At 71.8% G+C, this 21,776-nt stretch carries 19 protein-coding genes and 1 pseudogene; 4 read left to right on the top strand and 16 right to left on the bottom strand.

Going from position 1 to position 21,776, the window contains the following annotated elements:
* Positions 1–6: 6 nt before the first annotated feature.
* Positions 7–2,472, bottom strand: a complete 2,466-nt coding sequence (locus ACWC2T_RS35965) for a CHAT domain-containing protein (RefSeq protein WP_450674540.1) — start codon at positions 2,470–2,472, stop codon at positions 7–9.
* A 151-nt stretch (positions 2,473–2,623) separates the two neighbouring features.
* Between ACWC2T_RS35965 and ACWC2T_RS35960 the strand changes: the two genes are divergently transcribed.
* Positions 2,624–4,774 (top strand): CHAT domain-containing protein, encoded by a 2,151-nt coding sequence (locus tag ACWC2T_RS35960; RefSeq protein ID WP_450674539.1) that lies wholly within the window; start codon positions 2,624–2,626, stop codon positions 4,772–4,774.
* On the opposite strand, the gene ACWC2T_RS35955 is transcribed toward ACWC2T_RS35960, so the two are convergent.
* Positions 4,761–5,129, bottom strand: coding sequence for a hypothetical protein (locus ACWC2T_RS35955; RefSeq protein WP_450674538.1), 369 nt, complete (start codon positions 5,127–5,129; stop codon positions 4,761–4,763). The two genes, ACWC2T_RS35960 and ACWC2T_RS35955, sit on opposite strands and share 14 nt — an antisense overlap.
* Positions 5,130–5,265: 136 nt before the next feature.
* Positions 5,266–5,721, bottom strand: a complete 456-nt coding sequence (locus ACWC2T_RS35950; protein ID WP_450674537.1) for an Lrp/AsnC family transcriptional regulator — start codon at positions 5,719–5,721, stop codon at positions 5,266–5,268.
* Between the two features lie 105 nt (positions 5,722–5,826).
* Between ACWC2T_RS35950 and ACWC2T_RS35945 the strand changes: the two genes are divergently transcribed.
* Positions 5,827–6,393 carry an RBBP9/YdeN family alpha/beta hydrolase gene (locus ACWC2T_RS35945; protein WP_450674536.1) on the top strand — a complete coding sequence of 189 codons (567 nt, stop codon included), beginning with the start codon at positions 5,827–5,829 and terminating at the stop codon, positions 6,391–6,393.
* 68 nt (positions 6,394–6,461) lie between these two features.
* On the opposite strand, the pseudogene ACWC2T_RS35940 reads toward ACWC2T_RS35945, so the two are convergent.
* Positions 6,462–7,624 (bottom strand): annotated as a pseudogene (locus ACWC2T_RS35940) (PP2C family protein-serine/threonine phosphatase).
* A gap of 400 nt (positions 7,625–8,024) precedes the next feature.
* Between ACWC2T_RS35940 and ACWC2T_RS35935 the strand changes: the two are divergent.
* A complete protein-coding gene (locus tag ACWC2T_RS35935) occupies positions 8,025–8,357 on the top strand; it encodes a cupin domain-containing protein (protein WP_450674535.1) in 333 nt (110 codons plus the stop codon).
* Here ACWC2T_RS35935 and ACWC2T_RS35930 read toward each other — a convergent pair.
* The 6 genes from ACWC2T_RS35930 to ACWC2T_RS35905 all read right to left on the bottom strand — a co-directional run bounded on the left by ACWC2T_RS35930 (position 8,335) and on the right by ACWC2T_RS35905 (position 14,304).
* On the bottom strand, positions 8,335–9,051 hold the full coding sequence (locus ACWC2T_RS35930) for a GntR family transcriptional regulator (protein ID WP_450674534.1): 717 nt from the start codon (positions 9,049–9,051) through the stop codon (positions 8,335–8,337). The genes ACWC2T_RS35935 and ACWC2T_RS35930 overlap by 23 nt on opposite strands.
* Positions 9,052–9,263: 212 nt before the next feature.
* The gene (locus ACWC2T_RS35925) at positions 9,264–10,268 is read right to left on the bottom strand and encodes a proline racemase family protein (RefSeq protein WP_450674533.1); all 1,005 of its coding nucleotides are present in this window, start codon (positions 10,266–10,268) and stop codon (positions 9,264–9,266) included.
* 63 nt (positions 10,269–10,331) lie between these two features.
* The gene (locus tag ACWC2T_RS35920; RefSeq protein ID WP_450674532.1) at positions 10,332–11,240 is read right to left on the bottom strand and encodes a dihydrodipicolinate synthase family protein; all 909 of its coding nucleotides are present in this window, start codon (positions 11,238–11,240) and stop codon (positions 10,332–10,334) included.
* A gap of 87 nt (positions 11,241–11,327) precedes the next feature.
* Complete coding sequence (locus ACWC2T_RS35915; RefSeq protein ID WP_450674531.1) at positions 11,328–12,827, bottom strand: FAD-dependent oxidoreductase; 1,500 nt, start codon at positions 12,825–12,827, stop codon at positions 11,328–11,330.
* Positions 12,808–13,119, bottom strand: a complete 312-nt coding sequence (locus ACWC2T_RS35910; RefSeq protein WP_450674530.1) for a (2Fe-2S)-binding protein — start codon at positions 13,117–13,119, stop codon at positions 12,808–12,810. Before ACWC2T_RS35910 ends, ACWC2T_RS35915 begins: the two co-directional genes overlap by 20 nt.
* Positions 13,120–13,155: 36 nt before the next feature.
* Complete coding sequence (locus tag ACWC2T_RS35905) at positions 13,156–14,304, bottom strand: NAD(P)/FAD-dependent oxidoreductase (RefSeq protein ID WP_450674529.1); 1,149 nt, start codon at positions 14,302–14,304, stop codon at positions 13,156–13,158.
* 146 nt (positions 14,305–14,450) lie between these two features.
* On the opposite strand from ACWC2T_RS35905, the gene ACWC2T_RS35900 reads away from it, so the two are divergent.
* Positions 14,451–15,416 (top strand): LysR family transcriptional regulator, encoded by a 966-nt coding sequence (locus ACWC2T_RS35900; RefSeq protein ID WP_450674528.1) that lies wholly within the window; start codon positions 14,451–14,453, stop codon positions 15,414–15,416.
* A gap of 55 nt (positions 15,417–15,471) precedes the next feature.
* Here ACWC2T_RS35900 and ACWC2T_RS35895 read toward each other — a convergent pair whose 3' ends face one another.
* From ACWC2T_RS35895 to ACWC2T_RS35870, 6 genes are all read right to left on the bottom strand, one after another.
* On the bottom strand, positions 15,472–16,668 hold the full coding sequence (locus tag ACWC2T_RS35895; protein ID WP_450674527.1) for a M6 family metalloprotease domain-containing protein: 1,197 nt from the start codon (positions 16,666–16,668) through the stop codon (positions 15,472–15,474).
* A gap of 62 nt (positions 16,669–16,730) precedes the next feature.
* A complete protein-coding gene (locus ACWC2T_RS35890) occupies positions 16,731–18,011 on the bottom strand; it encodes an alpha/beta fold hydrolase (RefSeq protein ID WP_450674526.1) in 1,281 nt (426 codons plus the stop codon).
* The gene (locus ACWC2T_RS35885) at positions 18,008–19,030 is read right to left on the bottom strand and encodes an ABC transporter ATP-binding protein (protein WP_450674525.1); all 1,023 of its coding nucleotides are present in this window, start codon (positions 19,028–19,030) and stop codon (positions 18,008–18,010) included. Before ACWC2T_RS35885 ends, ACWC2T_RS35890 begins: the two co-directional genes overlap by 4 nt.
* The gene (locus tag ACWC2T_RS35880) at positions 19,027–19,848 is read right to left on the bottom strand and encodes an ABC transporter ATP-binding protein (protein ID WP_450674524.1); all 822 of its coding nucleotides are present in this window, start codon (positions 19,846–19,848) and stop codon (positions 19,027–19,029) included. Before ACWC2T_RS35880 ends, ACWC2T_RS35885 begins: the two co-directional genes overlap by 4 nt.
* On the bottom strand, positions 19,845–20,837 hold the full coding sequence (locus ACWC2T_RS35875; protein WP_450674523.1) for an ABC transporter permease: 993 nt from the start codon (positions 20,835–20,837) through the stop codon (positions 19,845–19,847). The genes ACWC2T_RS35880 and ACWC2T_RS35875 overlap by 4 nt, the downstream gene beginning before the upstream one ends.
* Complete coding sequence (locus ACWC2T_RS35870) at positions 20,834–21,757, bottom strand: ABC transporter permease (protein ID WP_450674522.1); 924 nt, start codon at positions 21,755–21,757, stop codon at positions 20,834–20,836. The genes ACWC2T_RS35875 and ACWC2T_RS35870 overlap by 4 nt, the downstream gene beginning before the upstream one ends.
* Positions 21,758–21,776: the final 19 nt, after the last annotated feature.

Genomic DNA, 21,776 nt, shown 5'->3' with positions numbered 1-21,776 from the left:
GGGCGCTCAGGACCACGCTCCCTGAGGGGGAGTGAGCAGCGAGGGCCGCAACGCCCGCCGCAGATCGTGCAGTTCGTCCTGGAGGTCGTAGTCCGGTACGGGACTGGCCGGCCCGCTTCCCAGACCGACGAGCGAGCGGCGGGCCGGTGAGCGGTCGAGCACCCACGCCATGCGGGAGGCGGTCAGGGGAAGACGCATCAACAGCGTCCAGCTGCCCAGCCGTTGCCCCCGGGGATCCAGCTCGGTGAAGTCCAGGCCCGACAACAGGCCGGCTCTGTCCAGGGCCACGGCGTACTCAGGGCTTGCCAGGTCCTGGGCGCGCACCGCGGGCTCCTCCCCCCGCGCCGCCACCTCCGCCGCGGCCGTGACCGCGTGGGACGGCCGCTGCTCCTCGAGCCACGTGCGGAACGCGTCGTGGGTGTGCAGCCCGGTGTGCAGGAGGCCAAGAACGAGCGTGTCGACCATCGTTGGAGTGAGCGCGACCCCGCGGAAGGCCTCGGGCACGGGCAAGCGGCCGGCCCGGTGGGCCGACCGCAGCCATGCGCGGGTGGCCGCGTCGTCGCCCTCGGTCGCCCACAAGGAGGCCCAGCGTGCCGGGTCGGACCGGCCGACGGCGTGGGCGCGCAGCAGTTCGTCCCCGATGTCCGGCTGTCCGGCGCGTACGGCCCGCAGCACCGCGGCCTCGGCGCCGACGTCGCCCCAGGGCTCGTCGGTGTCGTTCAGATACGCGACCACGGCGGAGGCGTCGGGCAGCCCGGTCGGCGGAGTCACCCCGATGGCATTCAGGGCCTCGGCCAGCGAGGCGCCGAACAGTCCCGGATCGGAACTGTCGGGGTGTTCCTGCGCGCGCACCAGGTACTCGTCCGCCCCGAGCTCCCCGGCGATGCGCCGCGCCGTATGCCGTGTCTCCCGCAGGGAGCCACCGTGGACCTGGAGGACGACACCGTGCAGTCCGGGGAGCAGGCGCCGCAGTTCCCGGACATGGCCGGTCCAGTCCAGACCGGCGGGAAGGGCGGCCGGCCGGCAGACCACCAGCCCCATGGGCCGCCCGGGAACGTAGGCCGGGGTGAGGGCCGACCGCAGTGACTCGGCGGTGAGGTCGGGCAGATTCCGCCGTGACTCGTACGTGTACCACAGGAGCCGCTCACCGTCCAAGGGCTCCTTCCGCTCGGCTCTCGTCCGCCACAGGTCCTGCTCCGTGCGGTTGAGCAGGTCCGCGAGGTTGTCGCCCGAGGGATCGGCGAGCACCGAGGTGAAGGCGCCCTCCCGCAGGCAGAACTCCGCCTTGAGACAGACCCGGAAACGCTCGTCGAGCCGGTCGACGACACCCGTGGGCACGCGGTGCGCCACCGAGGACATCGACGCCGTCCCCCGGGGCGGCGGTGTGCCCAGTCTGAGCGGCGCTCCGGCCCGGGAGGTGAACAGCACCGGGTGAACGTCGGTCCCCTCGAAGGCCCTGGCGCCCTCCAGCACGGCCAGGTCCACGTCGGCTCCCTTGACCAGGGCCGCGAAGAACCGGTCGGCGAAGGTGCCCGCCTGGCCGTCCCGGACCGTGCCGTCCACCGCCACCACGTACGGCACCCCGGCCAGCGCGAGCCGTTCGGCCAGCGATGCCTCATGGCGTCCCTCGTCGTCGGGGGCCGGCGACGCCGAGTCGCACGCCATCAGGACGGCCAGCGGAACCATCTCCTCCACCAGCCACGCCGCGAGCAGGTCGCCGTCCAGCCAGTGCGCGGTCCTGGAGCCCGGCTCACGCGCGACCACGAGCCCGCCGTCGACATGATGTCCGCCGAAGTAGAAGGCGAGCGGCCCGCCGGCCAGGTCCCGATGGATCGCCGCGGCGTCCGCCGACGTGGTGCCCACCGGCCGGGTCCGGAACCGGCTGCCGTCCAGGACCGCCACGATCCGGTCACGGTCCCCGCTTCCGTGCGTCATCGGCCCCGGCCCCGCCACGTGGCGCGTCGTGCCCGGCTTGGTGGTGATCTCCCCCTGGACGAACGCGGCGTTGGCGACCACGACGACGTCGCTGAGGCCGTCCACGACGGCCGACGGCATGGTGCGCTGCGGGAGAACCTCACGGACGAGGGAGATACGCGGGTGCTCACGCAGAGAGGTCTTCGGGACGCCCGTGGCCAGGTAACCGTGCTCGACCCATTTCTGCCACACCCCCGTCGCGTCCGCCCTGTCCGCCTCGGGCACGCGGATCTGTTCCAGCGGCAGAGCAGCCGGGCGAACCGCGTCCTGCGGCCCGGTGCGGAGTCGCATCCTCAGCCGTAGCCACTGACCGTCCGTCAGAAGCCCCATCTCCTCGCTGATGTGCTGCCGCACGGCATGGGGCAGTACCGCGTCCGAGAGGTCCGCCCGTGCGAAGTCCTCTTCCAGGGTCAGGAGCGCCTGGATGTCGTCGTCCTCGAACTCGTAGAAAGTCGCGGGTTCGCCGTGGGGGAGGCCCTCGGGAGTCAGGAGTGCCACGCGCAGCTCCGTCCTGGCCCCCCATGACAGTTCGACCAGTACGTCGCGTGGCGTCACCGCCATCCGGCCCTCCGTCCTCCGAGTCCCCACCCCTCAGTGTGGCGGGCACAATTGTCCCTCCGGTTCCTTCTGCCCAGTCGAAAGGCCCGTCATGGTCGACACCGCACCGATCGGGAAGGAGGAGCTGGAACGGCTCCGTACCTCACCCTTGTGGGACGAGCTGGACGAGTCCGCCCGCGAGGCCGTGCTGGACCTGCTGGCGAAGGACATCGTCGACGAGCAGGCGTTCCTGATCGAGCTCCAGCGGCTTCGCCACCAACACCCGAGCTTCAGAAGGCTGCTGAGGCGGTACCAGGCCGAGCGGGAGACGAACGAGCGCGGCGTGCCCGCACAGCCGCAGCCGCAGCCGGACTTCGGAGGGGCGCCCGTCCCCCAGGCACAGGTGGCAGCCGCGCCGGCAGCCGGCCGCTACCTCAACCTCTGCCTGACATGGCCGATCTCCCAGCAGGTGGTGCCCCGTGACCGGCTGCTCGGGCCGGCCGCCCGGTACCACCTCCGGCTGGACATCGGACAGCTCGCCGGGGACAGCCTGGTGCGGGACAGCGCGCGGCCGCTACCGGACGACGTACTGCCGCACGAGGACGCCGGCGGGCAGGGTGACTGGCTGCAGATCAACGTGCTCAGCGAGGACTTCCTCGTTCCGGACCGGCGCCACGCGATGTTCCTGCCGCTGGACGGGCGCGCCTATGTCTGCCCCTGCCCGCCCGGAGGCCGGCACGTGTGCCGGCCCGAGCACCGCGGACAGTACCTGTGGATCCCGGTCACCGCGCCCGCCGGACCACGCTCTGCGGCAAGCCTGCGGGTCACTGTGTCGTACCGGGGCAACCTGCTCCAGTCGGCAACCGTCCTCGCCCGCGTGGGGGAGCGGGAGGAGTCCACGGGGGGCTCGCTGCGCGGCGAGATCGACTTCACGCTGACCTCGGGCTTCCTCGGCCTGCAGGACCTGCCGAGCCGTGATGCGGCCATCAGGGTGTCCCGCGGGTTCGACGGGGCCCTGGTCGTGGACGTCGACGGCGGGGACCAGCCGGTCAGCACCTTCTGGCTGACCGAGGCGCAGATCGAGGGCGCCCTCTCCCGGGCCCGTGCCGTCCTCACCGACGTGCACGCCACGCGTGAGGTTCCCCCGGAGAAGCCCGGTGCCAAGGGGATCCCGCCCCGGGACCGGCTCGGAGCGGACAACAGCAAGGGACATGCGGAATTCCGGGACGATCTGTGGCGGCTGGCAGCCGTGGGCTGGGACCTCCTCCATCTGCTCGCGCCGGTTCCGGCGCAGCGGGCAGCGCTGCGCGACCGGCTGCGAGAGCCGGCGACCATCCAGATCTGCCGGCAGCAGGGGCAGCCGCTGATGTTTCCCTGGGCCCTTGTCTACGACATCCCCGTGGACACCGGCGACAGCCCCGTGTTCTGTGAAGCGGGCCTGGAACAGGCCCTGCAGGACCACGGCACCCGTCGAGTGTGCCGGGCCGCGGCGCGGCACACCCGCAACACCGTGTGCCCGTCCGGCTTCTGGGGTTTCCGGCATGCCATCGAGCAGCCCACCTCGCGGAAGGACCGGGGCACGCTGCCGCTGCGTGCCGGACGCGGCCTGGGCAAGCCGCACGTGACAGTGGGGCGCGCCCTCACCCTGCCGCGACAGGACCTGGCCGAGCGACACATGATGTCTCTACGACAGCAGTTCGGCCCGGACCATGTGCGGGACTGCAACTCTCGCACGGCCCTGCTCGACGAGCTCTTCGGCGCCGGTCAGGACTGCGTGTACTTCTACTGCCACGGTCGCAGGGAGAAGGACGTCGCCGAACGGACCGGTGCGACGGCCCTGGAGATCGGGGACGGACAACTCGTCAAGCCCGCCGACATCTCGGCCCGGATGACCGAGACCACGACCGGCATGACCGGGGCGAACGACGCGGTCGAGGCCAAGGGGTGGCGGGACTGGGAGGAGAACGCCCCGCTCGTCTTCCTCAACGGCTGCCACACGACCGACGACACCCCGGGCACCTGGCTCACCTTCGTCGACGTCTTCAGCAACCTGGGCGCCTCCGGGGTCATCGGCACGGAGATCTCGGTCGGCCAGAACTTCGCGGGCGAAGTGGCCCAGTCGTTCTGGCGTCATTTCCTCGAGGGGGCGACGGTGGGCGAGTCACTGCACCGGGTCCGGGCGGAACTGCTCGGCAAGGGCAATCTGCTGGGACTCGCGTACACGGCCTATTGCTGCGCCGATCTGAGGCTCAGTCGCCCATGAAGGAGCTCACGCCGGGGACCTCGGACTGCTGCGGCAGCGAGGGGGTCTCTCCCGCGGCCCCCTCCGGCCGTGGCGCCGCCTGGGCGGCCCTCCGCCTGCGCTCCGCATGGTTCAGCAGGCCTGCGACGATCAGGTAGCCGAAGAAGCCGACGACCAGACCGAACGCATAACAGGCGAACAGGTCCGGGTCGGGGAACCGCGCGTTGATCACCACACCGCCGCCCAGCGCTGCGACCACGGTGACCAGGTCGGAGATGCGCGACCCCTCGGAGCGTCGCAGGGTCCGATAGGCGATCCACCCGACGACCAGGCCGAAGCAGCCTGCACCCACCAGACTGAGGACGGAGTGCCGCATGCTGCTCCTTACAGGTCTTTCACTGGGAATATCCCTTTGGGCGGTTCCGCGAGGGTAGCGCAATTCCCATGAGCGGGCCGGCACTTCGAGACGGCGAGACGGCACACGCGGACCCGACCCCTATGCGACCGAGCCGTCATGGCGATGGTGTTGTCGCGTCGGTCAGTGGCTTCGGCGGGTAGGCACGGAGCACCAGCGACGTGGTGACGGGGCCGTAGTGCGCGAGAGCGTCGACAAGTTCTTCGAGCCGTTCTGCCTGAGGGCAGTGGACGTCGAAGATGAGGCAGTCCTCCCCGGTGACCCTCAGGGTGGAGGCGACCTCGGGGGTCCGGGCGGCGAAGTCCAGGGCGCGAGAGAGCTGCGCGTGCGTGGTGCGCAGCCGTATGACCGCGTGGATGTTCAGACCGAGTGCGGCCGGGTTGACGACGGCTCGGTAGCCGCTGATGACGCCGCTCTTCTCCAGCCGTTGGATGCGTGCGGCGGCCGCGGGCTGCGAGAGTCCGACGCGGCGTCCCACCTCGGCGCCGGTCAACCGGCCTTCGGTCTGGAGCAGGACGAGGATGTCCCGGTCGATCTGGTCGAGTGATTCCATCGTTGTCCGCACCATCTACTTTGAGATCACTTGCAGCGCCACCGCCGCTCCGCTGCTTCCCACAGAATCTGCGCCAGGCGCTCCCGTGAGCGAAGGGAGCGACGAGTGAAACGGTGGTGGGCAGTGGTCGCGTACGTCATCATCCCCGGTATCGACGGCTCGGACGGCCGGCACTGGCAGACGTCGTGGGAGCGGCAGTGGGGCACCTCGGCGGTGAGGATCTCGCCCGCCTCATGGTCCGCCCCCGATCTGCATGACTGGGTCAACGCTGTCCAGGAGGCGTACGACGAGGCTTCCCGGCAGGACCGTCGCGTCGTGCTGGTGGCCCACAGCCTGGGCTGCTGGGCGGCGTCCACCTGGTTGAACGAGAACCCGTCGAGCCCGGTGGCCGGCGCATTGCTGGTCGCACCACCCGACCCGCACGGGCCGGCGTTCCCTCGTCAGGCGGCCGCGACGTTCCTCGACGTGTCCGCACAACCGCTGCCGTGCCCGGCCCTGGTGGTGGCCAGCAGCAACGACCCGTACTGCACCCCTGAAGCAGCTTCCGGCTTCGCGGCGCGGTGGGAGGCGCGCTGGCACCTGGCGGGACCGTGCGGACACCTCAACTCCGCCAGCGCCCTGGGCTCGTGGCAGGACGGCCGTGCACTCCTGGACTCGCTGGCCCGGCCGTGACCGACCGCCGCGTGGGACGCCGAACACCCCCCCCGGTGCCGCGCTGCCGCTCCACTGGGGCAGGCGCGCTACAGGCGGACGACGATCAAGGCGATGTCGTCGTGTCCGCCGCTGCTGACGCCGAGGCGGGAGAGCAGCACGTCTGCCAGGTGGTCCGGGCTGAGCCGGGGGTTCTCGGCGAGGGTGTGGGTGAGCCGGTCCAGTCCGGTGTCGATGTCCTCCTCCCGGCGTTCGATCAGGCCGTCGGTGTAGAGGACGAGGGTGTCGCCGGGTGTGTGGGGAACGGCGGCCTGCGGGCACGGGACGTGCAGCGGACGGACTCCCAGGGGCGGTCGGTGGCCTGGTCGAGCAGGACGAAGGTCCCGTCGGCGTGAACCTTCACGGGTGGGAGGTGGCCGGCCGTGCTGTAGGTGATGTGCCGGCCGCGGGTGTCGACGACCGCCTGGACCGCAGTGGTGGCCAGGGCCCCTCCGACGGAGCGGGCGTACAGGCCCAGGACCTCCATCGCTCTGGCCGGCTCGCGCAGGGCGCGGACGGCGGCGGACAGGGCGCTGCGGAGCATGCCCATGGCGGCGGCCGCCTCCAGGCCGTGGCCGACCACGTCGCCCAGTGCGACGGCGAAGGTGTCGTCGGGCAGGTCCACGACGTCGTACCAGTCGCCGCAGACGTTGAGGCCCTTGGCCGCGGGCAGGTAGCGCACCGCGATGTTGGGGTGCCGGGCCAGGTCCGGCGACTGCATCATCGCCTCCTGGAGGGCGACGGCGACCTTTCGTTCCCGGGCGTGGGCCAGCCGCAGCTGCTCGTTCACCAGTTGGAGCTCCCGGGCCCGGGCGTACAGTTCGGCCTCCATGGCCTCGCGCTCGCTGAGCGCCTGCCCCGGCTGCGTACGGGCCGCATGGGACAGCACGAAGTCCGTGACGTCCTCGACCCGGTGGATGATCCAGGCCACCTGGCCGTCGGGCCCGAGGACGGGGGTGTTGATCGGGGACCACCACCGCTCCTCGAAGGCTCCGGGGCGGCCGGGGACGGGAATGTCGTACTTCTGCACGGCCATCGTGTCCGGCTGCCGCGAGCGCAGGACCCGGTGCAGGGAGGCGCTGAGGTTGCGTACCCCGTCGGCGTTGGGGTCTGCCGGGTTGTCCGGGAACGCGTCGAAGAGGTACTGCCCGACGAGGTCCTTCGGTGTGCGGCCGGTCGCCCGGCAGTAGACCGCGTTCACGTCGAGGATCACGAGATCGGGGCCCAGTACCAGGTACGGGCTGGGAGTGGCGGCGAACAGCGCGTGGTAGTCGATCGGCAGTGTGCTCACCGGCGCTCTCCCATTCCTGTTCCTGCGACGACCCCCCTTCCGGTGTCTCACTATCCGTTATTGGTCACCACGCGAGCGGGAGCGCGGCCCGCCGAAAACGCGCAGGGAACGAGCAGGGCGTGTCCGACGGGTTTCCGGGGGATTGTTCGGGCCGGGGAGAAGGCCGGGTGGCGCCCTCGCCTCCAGGCGGCCGTAGCGCCCCCGCTTCACTCCTCGGCGTCACGAGGACCAGTCGGCAGGCGTCGTCGGTTTCGAGATCGGCCGAGCAGGGAAGTCGTAGGCCCCGATGCCCCGGACGTCACAGTGAAACGGCAACCACACGATGCAGAAGCTCTCCCTCGACGCCAAGGCCCGCGAGCACCTGGAACAGGCCACCACGTCCTCCGCGGGCCGCAGTGCCGAGACCCTCTACGGCGGTCATGAACACACCCTGCGCCAGACCCTTCTCGCGCTGCGCGCCGGTACCGAGCTGACCGAGCACGAGAACCCCGGCGAGGCCACCGTGCTGGTGCTGCGCGGCCGGGTGACGCTGCGCAGCGGTGAGGACAGCTGGGAGGGCATGACCGGCGACCTGCTCATCGTCCCGCCCGCCCGGCACAGCCTCCAGGCCGTCGAGGACTCCGCCGTGTTGCTCACCGTCGCGAAGCTCGGCTAGCCGTACCCGGCTCCCTGTCGGCCCCGTCGGTCTTGCCCTGGGCCCACAGCGAGCGCACATGCCCCAGATGCCGGGTCATGCACCGCTCGGCGGCTTCGGCGTCCCCGGAGAGCATGAGCTCCAGCAGCTCCAGGTGTTCCTGAGCCGAGGGGATCAGTTCGCCGCGCTGGTCGAGGGCGGTCAGGCCGTACAGGCGGGATCGCTTGCGCAGATCACCGACCGTTTCGACGAGGCGGTCGTTGCCGCAGAGCGCCAGCAGCGAGAGGTGGAATCGGCGGTCGGCCTCCAGATAGCCGATGAGGTCGTGGTCGTGCGCGGCGCGCACGATCTCCTCGGCGATCGGACGCAGTGCTTCGAGCTCCGCCTTCGACGCGGTCTTCGTGATCCGGCCGACCGTGGGAACCTCGATCAGGGTGCGGATCTCGGTGTACTGGTCGAGGTCGCGCTCGTTGACCTCGGTGATGCGGAAGCCCTTGTTGCGGACGGGCTCGACCAGGCCCTCGCGGGCCAGGTCGAGCATCGCCTCGCGGACGGGGGTGGCGGAGATGCCGAAGTCCTCGGCGAGCGTGGGAGCCGAGTAGACCTCGCCGGGGCGCAGTTCACCGGAGATGAGGGCGGCGCGCAGGGCATGGGCGACCTGGTCGCGCAGCCGCTCGTGGGCCGTGACGAGGTTGCGTGCCTTGAGATGCCCCATGCTGTGTCCTCCGTGCCCTCACCGGAGCGCCAGCGTACAATGTCACGTTGTTTTGCTGGGTGTGAGGGTGTACGTGCGGCTCGAACGGGGCCTGGGCGTAGCAGCGCCAGATCGCGGCGGTGCGGGCCACCTCGGCCCGCGCTTCGGCGAGCGGCTTGCCCGCTCGACCCTGTCGGCCGCGCCGCAGCGGGAGACGACGGAGGAGGACTCGGTCATAGGAGGAAGCCTCCGGGGAAGGGGTCGTCCGGATCGAGGAAGTACTGGGCGGTGCCGGTGATCCAGGCGCGACCGGTGACGGTGGGGATGACGGCCGGGACCTCGCCGACCCGGCTCTCGCCGACCAGGCGGCCGGTGAACCGGGTGCCGATGAAGGATTCGTTGACGAAGTCGCGGTTCAGGGGGAGCTCGCCGCGGGCGTGGAGCTGGGCCATGCGGGCGGAGGTGCCGGTGCCGCACGGCGACCGGTCGAACCAGCCGGGGTGGATGGCCATGGCGTGCCGCGAGTGGTGCGCGTCGGACCCCGGCGCGGCGAGGTAGACGTGCTTGACGCCGCTGATCTCCGGGTGTTCGGGGTGGACGGGGCGGTCCGGCGAGGCGTTGATCGCGTCCATGACGGCGAGACCGGCGGCGAGGAGGTCGTCCCCCCGGGCCCGGTCGAAGGGCAGCCCGAGAGCGTCGAGTTCGACGAAGGCGTAGAAGTTCCCGCCGAACGCGAGGTCGTACGTCACCGTGCCGTACCCGGGAACCTCGGCCTTGCGACCCAGGGCCACGCAGAACGCGGGCACGTTGGTGAGCGTGACCGCCTTCGCCCGGCCGTCCTCGACGTGCACCTCGACGGAGACCAGCCCGGCCGGGGTGTCCAGCCGCACCGTGGTGACCGGCTCGGTGACCGGTACCATTCCGGTCTCGACCAGGACGGTGGCCACCCCGATGGTGCCGTGCCCGCACATCGGCAGCAGGCCGGAGACCTCGATGAACAGGACCCCGTGGTCGGCGTCGGGTCGGGTCGGGGGCTGCAGGATCGCGCCGCTCATGGCGGCGTGGCCGCGCGGTTCGTACATCAGCAGCGTGCGGATGTGGTCCAGGTGCTCGATGAAGTGGAGCCGGCGTTCGGCCATGGTGGCGCCGGGGATCACCCCGATGCCACCGGTGATGACTCGCGTCGGCATGCCCTCGGTGTGCGAGTCGACGGCATGGAAGACGTGACGGGTGCGCACGGACGTCCCTCCTCTTTCGCGGATCGGTATGGACGACGGGTCTCGGGTTCGGTCGGGAGCCGGTCAGCGATGGCCCTCGGCGATGGCCTTCTCGGTGGCCGCGCGCACCGCGGCCGCGAGCTCGCCGGTGAGCGGGGAACGCGGCGGACGGGTGGGACCGCCGCGGTGGCCGGCGATGTCCATGGACAGCTTGATCGACTGCACGAACTCCGTCTTCGAGTCCCAGCGCAGCAGCGGGTGCAACGACCGGTAGAGGGGCAGCGCCGTCTCAAGGTCCCCGGCGACGGCGGCGTGGTAGAGCCGGGCGCAGCTGGCGGGGAAGGCGTTCGGGTAGCCCGCGATCCAGCCGACGGCGCCGGCGATCGCCAGCTCCAGCAGGACGTCGTCCGCCCCGATGAGGAGATCGAGTTCGGGGGCCAGTTCGGCGATCTCGTACGCCTTGCGCACATCGCCGCTGAACTCCTTGACCGCGACCACGCTGCCGTCGCCGTGCAGCCGGTCGAGCAGCGCCGGGCTGAGGTCCACCTTGGTGTCGATCGGGTTGTTGTACGCGACGATCGGCAGCCCTGCCTCGGCGACCTGGGCGTAGTGGGCACGTACGGCGTGCTCGTCGGCGCGGTAGGCGTTCGGCGGCAACAGCAGCACGGAGCCGCAGCCCGCTTCGGCCGCCTGCTCGGCCCAGCGGCGGGCCTCGGCACTGCCGTAGGCAGAGACCCCGGGCATGACCCGGGCGCCGTCGCCGGCGGCTTCGATGGCCGTGCGCACGACACGGGCGCGCTCCTCGTCGGTGAGGGTCTGGTACTCGCCGAGCGAGCCGTTGGGGACCACTCCGTCACAGCCGTCGGCGATCAGCCGGCGGACGTGCTCGGCGTAGGCGTCGTAGTCGACGGAGAGGTCCGGCCGCAGCGGAAGGGCGGTGGCGACCATGATGCCGCGCCAGGGACGGTCGGGGTTCCAGGAAGTGGAGGTCACGTCGGTTGATCCCTTGATAGAGTGTGACATTTTACTTGTGGGCCCGCTCGGTTCGGTGAGGTGTGACGAGCGGAGTCATGTGGGGATTCAGTCGCGGGGCTCGCCGGGCTCGCGGGGCTCGCCGGGCTCGCCGGGCTCGCCGGGCTCGTCGGGCTCTTCGAGCGCGGCGAGTGCGGCGAGCGGCACCGGTACGGCGAGCGGCCGGCGCTCGGTGGACGGCGGCACCGTGCCGTCGGCGTCGCCGCGTGCCGCGAGGCAGGCCACGGCGGTCCCGCACATGCGGCCCTGGCACCAGCCCATGCCCGCTCGGGTGAGGAGCTTCGCTGTACGGGCGTCGCGGGCGCCGAAGTCGGCGACCGCCTCCCGGATGCGGCCGGCGGTCACCTCCTCGCAGCGGCACACGTCCGTGTCGTCCGTCAGCCACTCGCTCCAGCCGGGGCCGGGGGTGTGCGCGGCTGCCATGGCGTCGGCGAAGGCGCGCATCCGGTCGCGGTGACGGCGCAGGGCGCGGACTCGCCCGTGCTCGGTGAGAGACGGTCTGCCGTGCAGCCGGGCGGCGACCGAGATGCCCGCCAACTCCCCTTCAGCTCGGGCCAGTTGTGCACCTCCGATGCCGCCGGCCTCGCCCGCTGCCCAGATGCCGGGGACCGAGGTCTGCTGCAGGTCGTCCAGCACGAGGGCCGTGGTCGCGTCGGGGGTTCGCCGGGTCGCGCAGCCGAGGCTCGTGGCCAGGTCGATCTGCGGGACCAGCCCGTGTCCGACGGCCAGCGCGTCGCACGCGATGCGCTGCCCCGTTCCCGGTACCGGTCGCCACCGCGGATCGACGCGGGAGACGGTCACGGCCTCCACCCGGTCGGTGCCGTGCACCTCGGTGACCGCGCTGCGGGTACGCAACCGCACGCGGTGGCGCAGCAAGGCCGAACCGTGGACCGCGGCCTCGGCGAGCTTGCGCGGATTGGCGGCGAGGGCATACGGACGGCGGGCATACCCGAGATAGCCGGACGCCTCCACGACGGCGGGTACGCGCGCCCCGGCCGCGGTCAGCGAGGAGGCCACGGCGAGCAGCAGCGGCCCGCTGCCCGCGACCACGATCCGTTTCCCCGGCAGCACGAGCCCGGATTTGAGCATCGCCTGGGCGCCCCCGGCACCCACCACCCCGGGCACCGTCCAGCCGGGAAAGGGCAGGTGCCGCTCGTACGCACCGGTTGCCAGCAGGAGCGCGCGGGCCCGCACCCGTACCGGGCGCTCGTCCTCGCCGTCGGCGCCCGTGACGGCGTGCACCGTCCACTGCTCCCCGCTCTCCCTCACCACGCTCCACACGTGATGCCCGAGGAGCGGTGCGATGTCGCTCGCCTCCATTCGTCGGCGCAGGCCGTCGAAGGCGGCCCAGTCGTGATGCAGGGCCTGCGGCCGTACGGCGCCGAGGGCCGGGGCCGGGTGCCGGTAGAACTGGCCGCCGAGCTGTCCCGAGGCATCCAGCACGGCGACGGACAAGCCCCGTTCCGACGCGGCGACGGCACCGGCGAGTCCGGCGTTGCCCGCGCCGACCACGGCCAGGTCGTACGGTTCAGACGCCGAGTCCGGCATGGCCGTGTCCCTCCTGGGTGGTGATCGCGTCACCGGGACGCGCGGGCAGCAGGCAGGCTCTTCTGTTGGGCTCGCCGTTGACGGTGGCCAGGCAGTCGTAGCACTGCCCGATGCCGCAGAAGGCACCGCGTGGGCGGCCGTTCCGCGTGGTGCGCCAGGCGAGAATCCCGGCCCCCCACAGGGCGGCCGCGAGGGACTGTCCGGGCAGCGCGGTGACGGTGCGGCCGTCGACGGTGATCTCGAACGGTGTGCCGGGGCGTGCCCCGACCAGGTCACCGGGGGTACGGGCCACGGCGGCCTCCTTACGAGGAGTCGAAGAGCGGACGGGTCAGCAGACGGATGTGAAGCGGCCGGGGCTGAACGGGCCGACGTCCACAGCGGGTTGCTTCCCGGTCAGGAGCTGGGCGATGAGCAGTCCGGTGGCCGGAGCCAGTCCGATGCCCGCGCCTTCGTGACCGCAGGCGTGCAGCAGTCCTGGCCTGCGTGGATCGGTGCCGATCGCCGGCAGGTGGTCGGGGAGGTAGGGGCGGAAGCCGGCGTAGGTCCGTATCGCCCGTACCCCGGCCAGCACGGGGAACAGCGCGGTGGCCTGGGCGGCGAGGCGGCGCAGCACCTCGATGGACAGGGTGCGGTCGAAGCCCACCCGCTCGCGGCTGGCGCCGATCAGCACCGGGCCCGCCGGGGTTCCCTCCACCACGGCCGAGGTCTGGAGGGCGGCCGACCCGCTCGCCACGTCGGCGACGTAGTCCGCCGCGTACACCTTGTGGCGCACCACGCGCGGCAGGGGTTCGGTGACGAGGACGAAGCCGCGGCGGGGCAGGACGGGCAGGTCGAGACCGGCGCGTCGGGCCAGTTCGCCGCCCCATGCGCCGGCCGCGTTCACCACCTGCGGGGCGTGGAGGGTGCCGGTGGCCGTCCGCACGCCGGTCACCTCGCCGTCCGCCCCGGTCAGGAGCTGCGTGACCTCCTCGCCGAGGCGGATCCGGGCACCTGAGGCACGCAGCAGGTGAGCCGCGGCCAGCGCGGGCTGGACCTGGGCGTCCTGGGGGTAGTGGAAGCCGCCCGCCAGGGTGGGGGCGAGGTGCGGCTCCAGGTCGCCGAGCCGGTCGCAGGGGATCTCCTCCGCCTCGACTCCGGCCTTGTGCTGTCGGGTCGCGAAGTCCCGCAGGACGTCCATCCCCGCGGCGTCGGAGGCGACGACCAAGCCGCCCTTGGCCTCGTACTCGATCTGCGGCGGAAGGGACGCGGTCAGCTCCCGCCACAACCGGGCGGACAGCAGGGCGAGTTCGAGTTCGGGTCCGGGTTCCTTGTCGGAGACCAGGAGGTTCCCCTCTCCTGCGCCGGTGGTTCCGCCGGCGACGGCGCCGCGGTCGACCACGGTCACCGAGAGACCGCCGCGGGCGGCGTAGTAGGCGCAGGCCGCACCGACCATTCCCGCCCCGACGACGATGACGTCCGAGGAATCTCTCGTGGGCACGAGCAGTAATATTTCACATTGCACAGTGCCCTGCCAAGGGTTCGGGCGGTGGCGGATCGGTACCAGATCACGTGTGACATTTCATATGGGACTGTGATGTCCCGACCCCTGCCGGAAAGCGCGTGCCGCTCCTTACCATCCGCGCCATGGATCTGGAGGTGCGGCATTTGCGAGTGATCTGCGCGATCGCGGAGGCTGGAAGTCTGACCCGCGCGGCCGCGACGCTGCGCATGACCCAGCCCGGGCTCAGCGCCCAGTTGCGGCGCATCGAGGCCATGCTGGGCGGGCCGATCTTCGCCCGCGGGCAGACCGGTGCCGAACCCACCGCGCTGGGCGAGCTGGTGCTCACCCGGGCGCGTGCCATCCTGCCGGGCATCGACGGCCTGCTGGCCGACACCGCCCGCGCCGCCCGCTGCGGAAGCGCCCCCGGCCGCGTCCGGCTGGGAGCGGTGGGCGGGCCACTGCTCGCCGATCTCATCGTGACCACAAGGGAGTTGATCCCGGGCTCGGACGTGACGACCCGATGCCAGTACTCCCCGTCGCCGCTGCTGGACGACCTCGCGGCGGGACGCCTGGAAGCGGCGGTCCTCGGCGACAACCCCGGCCACGAGCTCCCGCCCCGCGAAGGCGTGGTCCTGCAGCCGGTCGTCACCGAACCGGTCTTCGCCCTGCTGCCGTCCACCCACCCGCTGGCCGTCCGTGAAGAGGTGAGCCTGAAGGAACTCATCGCGGACGACTGGGCCATGCCCCACCCGGACAGCGACCGCACGCGGGAGTACTGGGCGTCCGTCTTCGCCCGGATGGGCCGACAGCCGTGCACGCCCTACGAGGCGGAAGGCCGGCAGCTGATCGACATCGTACGGACGGGCCTGGCCGTCAGCCTCTGCCAGGCGACCTTCATCGAGGTGCCCGGCGTCGCCGTGCGGCCGCTCGCCGGCAATCCGCTCTGGTACCGCCACGTGCTCGCCTGGCGCCATGACGGACCGCTGGCAGCACACGGCGACGAGATCGTCCGGAGGGTCACCGAGGGATATCTCGCCACCTGCGGCGACACCCCGGCCTACACACGATGGCGCGGTCGCCATCCGGACCTGCTGCGCCTCCCGGAGTGAGCCACCGCCCGCCCGTTCTCCCCGGCTGTTGCGAGGCGTTGTGACCGGTGGGGAATCACCGCTTGGTCATCGTGATCCGATCGTGAAGCGGAGTGCTGCCATCCACGTCGATCCGTACGCCGGTGTCGGGGTCGGTGAAGGACTGCCCGGTGTGGTAGGCCGCCATGTCCAGGGACTGACAGCCGGAGGGCGGGGTGGCGTCGGGGTTGCCGTTCATGACCTGGACCGGGCCGTAGCCGGTCTGGGTGGCGGAGTCCACCTTGTAGATGAGCACGCCGGTGGAACAGGCGTTGCTGTCCGCGCCGACGGCCCTGCGGGACTCGGCGACGTAAGCGGTGGTCTCGCCCGTACGGATCACCGCGATCTTCGTTCCGCCGGGGCTTTCGACGGCCTTGAGGAGGACGGTGCGGCTTCCGGCCGAGGGGAGACAGGCGACCTGGCTGTCGTCGATCCAGCCGAACTTCCACCGCTCCCAGCCCAGGTGCTGCGGGGCGGCGCCGGCGATATTGCCCATGAGGTCCCAGCCGCGCACGAAGCGGTGGTAGTCGGTGCCGGTGAACGCGTAGAGGTCGGGCAGGCCGAAGGTGTGGCTGGTCTCGTGGTCGGCGACCTTGAAGCCCCAGTGCCACATGTCCTGCCCGAATGTCACCGCCCACTTCACACGGCTTCCGTCGGCGGTGACGCCCGCGGTGGTGGGATCGTACAGGTACGTCGGTGAGAAGCTGATCGCGGAGGCGGACTTGGCCGGGACGATGTAGACCATGTCGTACCGGGAGAAGTCCACGTACGGATCTGCCGCGGCCACCGCCTGCCGGACGTACGCCTCGTGCTGCTCGAAGGTGATCCCGCGTTGGAAGCCGTAGCTGGTGGAGTCCTGCGGCATCCGGACCCAACGGGTCAGCGGGGTGATGTCCACAGAGGTGCGGCCGTAGGAGTCCCGCTCCATCCAGTCGCCGGCCGGGGCCAGTTCCCGGTAGTAGGCGGACGTGGAACCGGAGGCCTGGGCGTCGGGGAAGTCGACGAACAGCATGAGCACGTGCTTGGTGCCCAGGGGCCGCTGGAACTGGGTGTAGTCGGTGGCGTGACCCTCGTCCGTCCAGCCGGTCCGGCCGGGGAGGGCGCAGTCGGTGGCGGGAGTGGCGCTGTGCGCCGGCGCCGCGGTCGCGGTCGGGGCGGCGGCGGTGAGCGACAGCAGGGCCGTCGCCGCGGCGCCCGCGGCAAGGGCTCTGAGACTCTTGATGGATCCGGACATGTCTCCTCTTCTCTCCTTCGGGTTGGGGGAAGGACGTCAGCAGGTGGGCGTGGGGGAGGACGTCAGGCCCGGTCGACGGCCATGTCCATCAGCCGGGACAGCACGCCTTCGCCGGACGCGGTCACCCCGTCGTGCTCCCACTCGTTGGTGACCCAGGCGCGCAGCGCGCCGACCGAGCACGCGGTGGCCAGCGACAGCTCCGCGGGTACGTACATGTCGTCGTGGTAGATCACGGCGGCCACCGGCACCTGGTTGGCCGCGAGCCGCGACGGTGCGTACAGCGCGGGCCAGTCGGCTCGCTCGGCCAGCAGCCGGACCGCGTCGCGGAACGGCCGTAGCCCGGCGATCTCCTCGAACATCCAGGGACAGAACATCTCGCCCGTGAACAGCAGCGGGTCGGCGTCCTCACCGAACTCCGGGCGGTCGGCGAGCGCCCGGGCGGCGGCCCAGTCGGTGGGCTTGCCGCCCTGCGCGAAGATGGATTCCTGGAGCACGGCGAACAGGGGGTTGTCGACGAACCCCGTCAGGTTCATCACCTGCTGCAGAAAGGTCGCCGAGAGGTCGCCGTCGGTGCCGACGGATTCGTCCAGCAGCCAGTGCAGGCGCTCGGCTCCGTCCCCCATGCCCAGCATCAGGCCGAGGGTGCGCAGCCGCCGCACGGTGAGACGGTCGCCGTCGGGCAGGTGGACCGTGCGGCGGTCGAGGAGACCGGCGATCCGCCGGACCAGCTCCCGGTCGCCGGGGTAACGGGCGTAGAAGGCGGTGACCTTCTCCCTGACCTTGGAACAGGTGGCCGCGTAGACGTCGTCGGCGGTGGCGTACAGGCCGGGGAGGCCGCCGGTGATGTAGCAGGCACGCAGTCCTTGAGGGGCCCGGGATAGGTAGGTGAGGGTGAGGAAGCCGCCGTAGCTCTGGCCGAGCGTCTCCCATGGCTCGTCGCCGCACAGCCGGTGCCGGATCAGCTCCGCGTCGGCGACGATCGAGTCCGCGCGGAAGAGGGCGAGACGGTCCGCCAGTTGCCGGGCATCGGAGATCCGCCCGGCGGACCGGGCCGTGACCGGGGTGCTGCGCCCCGTGCCGCGCTGGTCCAGCAGGAGCACCCGGTGGGTCCTCAGGGCCCGGGCGAGCCAGCCGGCGGTGGCGTTCAGGGGCCGCGGCGCCTTTCCGCCCGGCCCGCCCTGCAGGTACAACAGCCAGGGCAGGCGCTCGCCGGCGCGGGCCGGGTCGGACACTTCCCGGGCGAACACCTGGATCGAGCCTCCCGCCGGGTCGGCGTGGTCGAGCGGCACGGTGAAGGTGTGGTCGGTGACGGCGAGGCCGGGCAGGCGGTGGGTGCGGCTCATGAGGTCCTTTCCTCGGCGGACGACCCGGAACGCGGCGTGGACATCCGCCCGGTCAGCGGCTCGGGGTAGTGGCAGGCGACCTCGTGGCCCGGGGCGATCGGGCCGAGCGCGGGCCGTTCGGAGGCGCAGCGGCCGGCCGCTCTCGGGCAACGGGTGCGGAACGGACAGCCGCTGGGGGGATCGAGGGGGCTGGGCAGGTCGCCGTGGAGAACGATCCGCTCGCGGGTGCGTTCGGCGTCCGGGTCGGGCAGGGGTACGGCGGAGAGCAGGGCGTGGGTGTACGGGTGCGCGGCGCTGCCGTAGAGCGTGTCGCGGTCGGCCGTCTCCACGACCGTGCCCAGGTACATCACGGCGACGCGGGTGCTGATCTGACGCACGGCGCCGAGGTCGTGCGCGATGAACACGTAGGCGAGCCCGTACTCCTGCTGCAGGTCCTTGAGCAGGTTGAGGATCTGCGCCTGGACCGACACGTCGAGCGCCGAGACGGGCTCGTCGCACACCACCAGTTTCGGCCGCAGTGCCAGCGCCCGGGCGATCCCGATGCGCTGCGCCTGGCCGCCGGAGAACTCGTGGGGATAGCGGGCGGCGTGCTCCGGCCGCAGGCCCACCCGCTCCAGCAGTTCCTCCACCGGCTCGTCGGGAGTCAGCCCCTGGTAGCGGTACGGCGCCGTCAGGATCTGCCGGACGGTCTGGCGGGGGTTCAGAGAGGAGAACGGGTCCTGGAAGATCATCTGCAGGTCACGGCGCACGGGCCGCAGCAACGGCTCGTCCAGTGTGGTGAGTTCGCGTCCGGCCACGCTGATCGTGCCCGAGGTGGGTTCGACGAGCCGGGTCAGCAGCCGGGCGACGGTGGACTTGCCGCAGCCGGACTCGCCGACCAGCCCCAGCGTTTCCCCCGCGTCCACCCGCAGCGACACCCCGTCGACCGCCCTGACGTGCCCGGCGAGCCGCCGGGTCAGCCCGTGCCGTACCGGGAACCGCTTGACCAGGTCGTGTGCTTCGAGCAGGGGCGCGTTCACGCGGTCACCTCCGGCGTCGACAGGGTGGGCAGGCGATCGGGCACCGGCCCGTCGACGCGGGGTACGCAGGCGAGCAGACCCTTGGTGTAGGTGTCGCGCGCATGGTGGAACACCGCGCGGACCGGGCCTCGTTCGACCGCACGGCCGCCGTACATCACGACGACCTCGTCGGCCAGGCCGGCGACGACGCCCATGTCGTGGGTGATGAGCATGATCGCGGTGCCGGACCGCTCCCGTAGCTCCCGCAGCAGTTCCAGGATCTGGGCCTGCACGGTCACGTCGAGCGCGGTGGTCGGTTCGTCGGCGATGAGCAGGTCGGGCTCCAGGCACAGGGCCATCGCGATCATCACGCGCTGGCGCATGCCCCCGGAGAACTCGTGCGGGTAGGCGCGGGCGCGCCGTTCGGGCTCGGGGATGCCGACCCGGTCCAGCATCCGCACCGCGACCCGGTGTCCCTCGCGGCGCCCGGCCCGGCGGTGGGCACGGTAGGCCTCGGCGATCTGGAAGCCCACCGGGTAGTAGGGGTTCAGGCAGGACAGCGGATCCTGGAAGATCATCGCGATCCGGTCGCCACGCAGCCGGCGCAGCACCCGCCCGCCCAGGCCGGTCAACTGCTGTCCGTCGAAGCGGACTTCACCCGTGACACGGGCGTCGGGCAGCAGACCCATGACGGCCAGGCTGGTCACGGACTTGCCGCTGCCGGACTCGCCCACCACGCCGAGCACCGACCCGGCGGCCAGGTCCAGGTCGAGTCCGTCGACGGCGCGCACGCCGCCCGCGAAGTCCACGGTCAGGTCTCGTACGGTCAGCAGGCTCATCCCACGGCCCTCACTCTCGGGTCCAGGAGCGCGTAGACCAGGTCCACCGCGACGTTGGCGATCACGACGAACGCCGCGGCGAACAGCGTCACCCCGAGGATCACCGGCTGGTCGGCGCTGTTGATCGCGTCGGCCGCGAGCTTTCCCACGCCGGGCAGGCCGAAGACCGACTCGGTGATGAGGGCGCCGCCGAGCAGCGCGCCGAGGTCCATGCCGAAGATCGTCACGATGGGCATCAGCGCGGGCCGCAGCGCGTGCCGGCGCAGCACGGTCGGCTCGGGCAGACCCTTGGCGCGGGCGGTGCGGACGTAGTTCTGGCCGAGGCTGTCGAGCATCTCACCGCGGGTGATCCGGGCGTAGATGCCGGCGTAGAGCATGGCCAGCGTGATCCACGGCATGACCATGGACTGGGCCCAGCCGACCGGGTCCGCGGTCAGCGGTGTCGCCTGCGGATAGGGCAACAGGCCCAGCTTGACGACGAGCAGGTACTGCAGCACCAGGGCGGTGAAGTACACCGGCAGCGAGACACCGCCGAGCGCGGCCGCCATCGCCGCCCGGTCCCACAGGCTGCCGCGGCGCAGCGCGGAGATCACCCCGGCCGTGACGCCGACCAGCAGCCACACCACCGCCGCGCCCAGGGCGATGGAGATGCTGACCGGCAGTCGGTCGGTGAGCATCAGCCACACGGGCTGGTCGGTCTGGAAGCTGAATCCCAGGCACGGAGCGGGACAGTGCACGGCCTGCGCACCCGTGCCGTACGTACGACCGGCCACGATGCCGGCGAGGTAGTCACGGAACTGCACGACCACCGAGTGGTCCAGGCCGAGCGTGGTGCGGATCTCGGCGATGCGCTCCGGGCTGCACGCCTTGCCGCAGGCGCCCTGGGCCGGGTCGGCGGGCATCAGATAGAAGATGGCGAAGGTGGCCGCGCAGATCACCAGCAGGATCAGCGCCGTCGCGGCCAGTCGGCGCAGGAGGTAGAGGATCATCGGCGTCGGCTCCGGGGATCGAGCGCGTCCCGTACCGCGTCGCCCAGCACGTTGAAGGCGAGCACGGTGACGAACAGGAAGCCGCCCGGGACGAGGAAGTAGACGGGGTCGGCGGCGTACCACGGCACCGCGGCGGCGATCATCTGCCCCCACGAGGGGGTCGGCGGGCGCACCCCGACGCCGAGGAAGGACAGGCCCGCCTCGGTGGCGACGTAGCTGGGGATCGACATGGTCGCCACCACGAGGACCGGCCCACTGAGGTTGGGCAGCACCTCCCGCACCAGCAGGGCGCGTCTGGAGGCACCCAGCACGCGGGCCGCGGCCACGAACTCGCCGCGGGCCAGCACCATCGCCTGCCCGCGCACGATCCGCCCGACGTACGGCCAGCCGAAGAAGCCGAGCACGACCACCAGCAGCAACTGCCGGTTCACGCCCGGCGCCGCGGAGATCAGCGCGATCATGAAGATGAGGGCGGGAAAGGACATGAGCAGGTCCATCAGCCTGCCGACGACGGTGTCGGTCCAGCCGCCGAAGAACCCCGCCGCCAGTCCGAGCGCCGTTCCGAGCGCCACCGACACGGCGGTGGCGAGCAGCGCGATCAGCAGCGAGACCCGGGCGCCGTAGACGACACGGGCGAGAATGTCCCGGCCGCTGCCGGGCTCGACGCCCAGCCAGTGCCGGGCGCTGACACCGCCACCGGTGCCGCGCGGCAGTCCGCCGAGCGCCGGGTCCACCGCCTCGGAATGGAACTCGGTCGGCGAGCTGCCCGCGGCCCAGGCGATCAGCGGGGCCGCGAGGGCGATGAGCACCAGGAGGACGACCACCGCCAGTGCCACGGTGGCGGAACGCTGGGCCAGCAGCCGGCGCAGCAGGGACGTCTCGTCCGGGCCGACGCGAGGCGGCGTGTCCGACGAGGGCATGGGGGCGGGGAGGGTGGCG

The organism is Streptomyces sp. NPDC001393 (genome assembly GCF_053597455.1).
The sequence above is the reverse complement of the archived record's forward strand: the minus strand, read 5'-3'. Positions and strand labels throughout refer to the sequence as shown.

Coding starts and splice junctions, on each gene's coding strand:
- ACWC2T_RS35960 (WP_450674539.1), top strand. CDS start 2,624: ATGGTCGACACCGCACCGATCGGGAAGGAGGAGCTGGAACGGCTCCGT.
- ACWC2T_RS35870 (WP_450674522.1), bottom strand. CDS start 21,757: ATGCCCTCGTCGGACACGCCGCCTCGCGTCGGCCCGGACGAGACGTCC.
- ACWC2T_RS35900 (WP_450674528.1), top strand. CDS start 14,451: ATGGATCTGGAGGTGCGGCATTTGCGAGTGATCTGCGCGATCGCGGAG.
- ACWC2T_RS35890 (WP_450674526.1), bottom strand. CDS start 18,011: ATGAGCCGCACCCACCGCCTGCCCGGCCTCGCCGTCACCGACCACACC.
- ACWC2T_RS35950 (WP_450674537.1), bottom strand. CDS start 5,721: ATGGAATCACTCGACCAGATCGACCGGGACATCCTCGTCCTGCTCCAG.
- ACWC2T_RS35915 (WP_450674531.1), bottom strand. CDS start 12,827: ATGCCGGACTCGGCGTCTGAACCGTACGACCTGGCCGTGGTCGGCGCG.
- ACWC2T_RS35930 (WP_450674534.1), bottom strand. CDS start 9,051: ATGGGGCATCTCAAGGCACGCAACCTCGTCACGGCCCACGAGCGGCTG.
- ACWC2T_RS35880 (WP_450674524.1), bottom strand. CDS start 19,848: ATGAGCCTGCTGACCGTACGAGACCTGACCGTGGACTTCGCGGGCGGC.
- ACWC2T_RS35875 (WP_450674523.1), bottom strand. CDS start 20,837: ATGATCCTCTACCTCCTGCGCCGACTGGCCGCGACGGCGCTGATCCTG.
- ACWC2T_RS35895 (WP_450674527.1), bottom strand. CDS start 16,668: ATGTCCGGATCCATCAAGAGTCTCAGAGCCCTTGCCGCGGGCGCCGCG.
- ACWC2T_RS35955 (WP_450674538.1), bottom strand. CDS start 5,129: ATGCGGCACTCCGTCCTCAGTCTGGTGGGTGCAGGCTGCTTCGGCCTG.
- ACWC2T_RS35935 (WP_450674535.1), top strand. CDS start 8,025: ATGCAGAAGCTCTCCCTCGACGCCAAGGCCCGCGAGCACCTGGAACAG.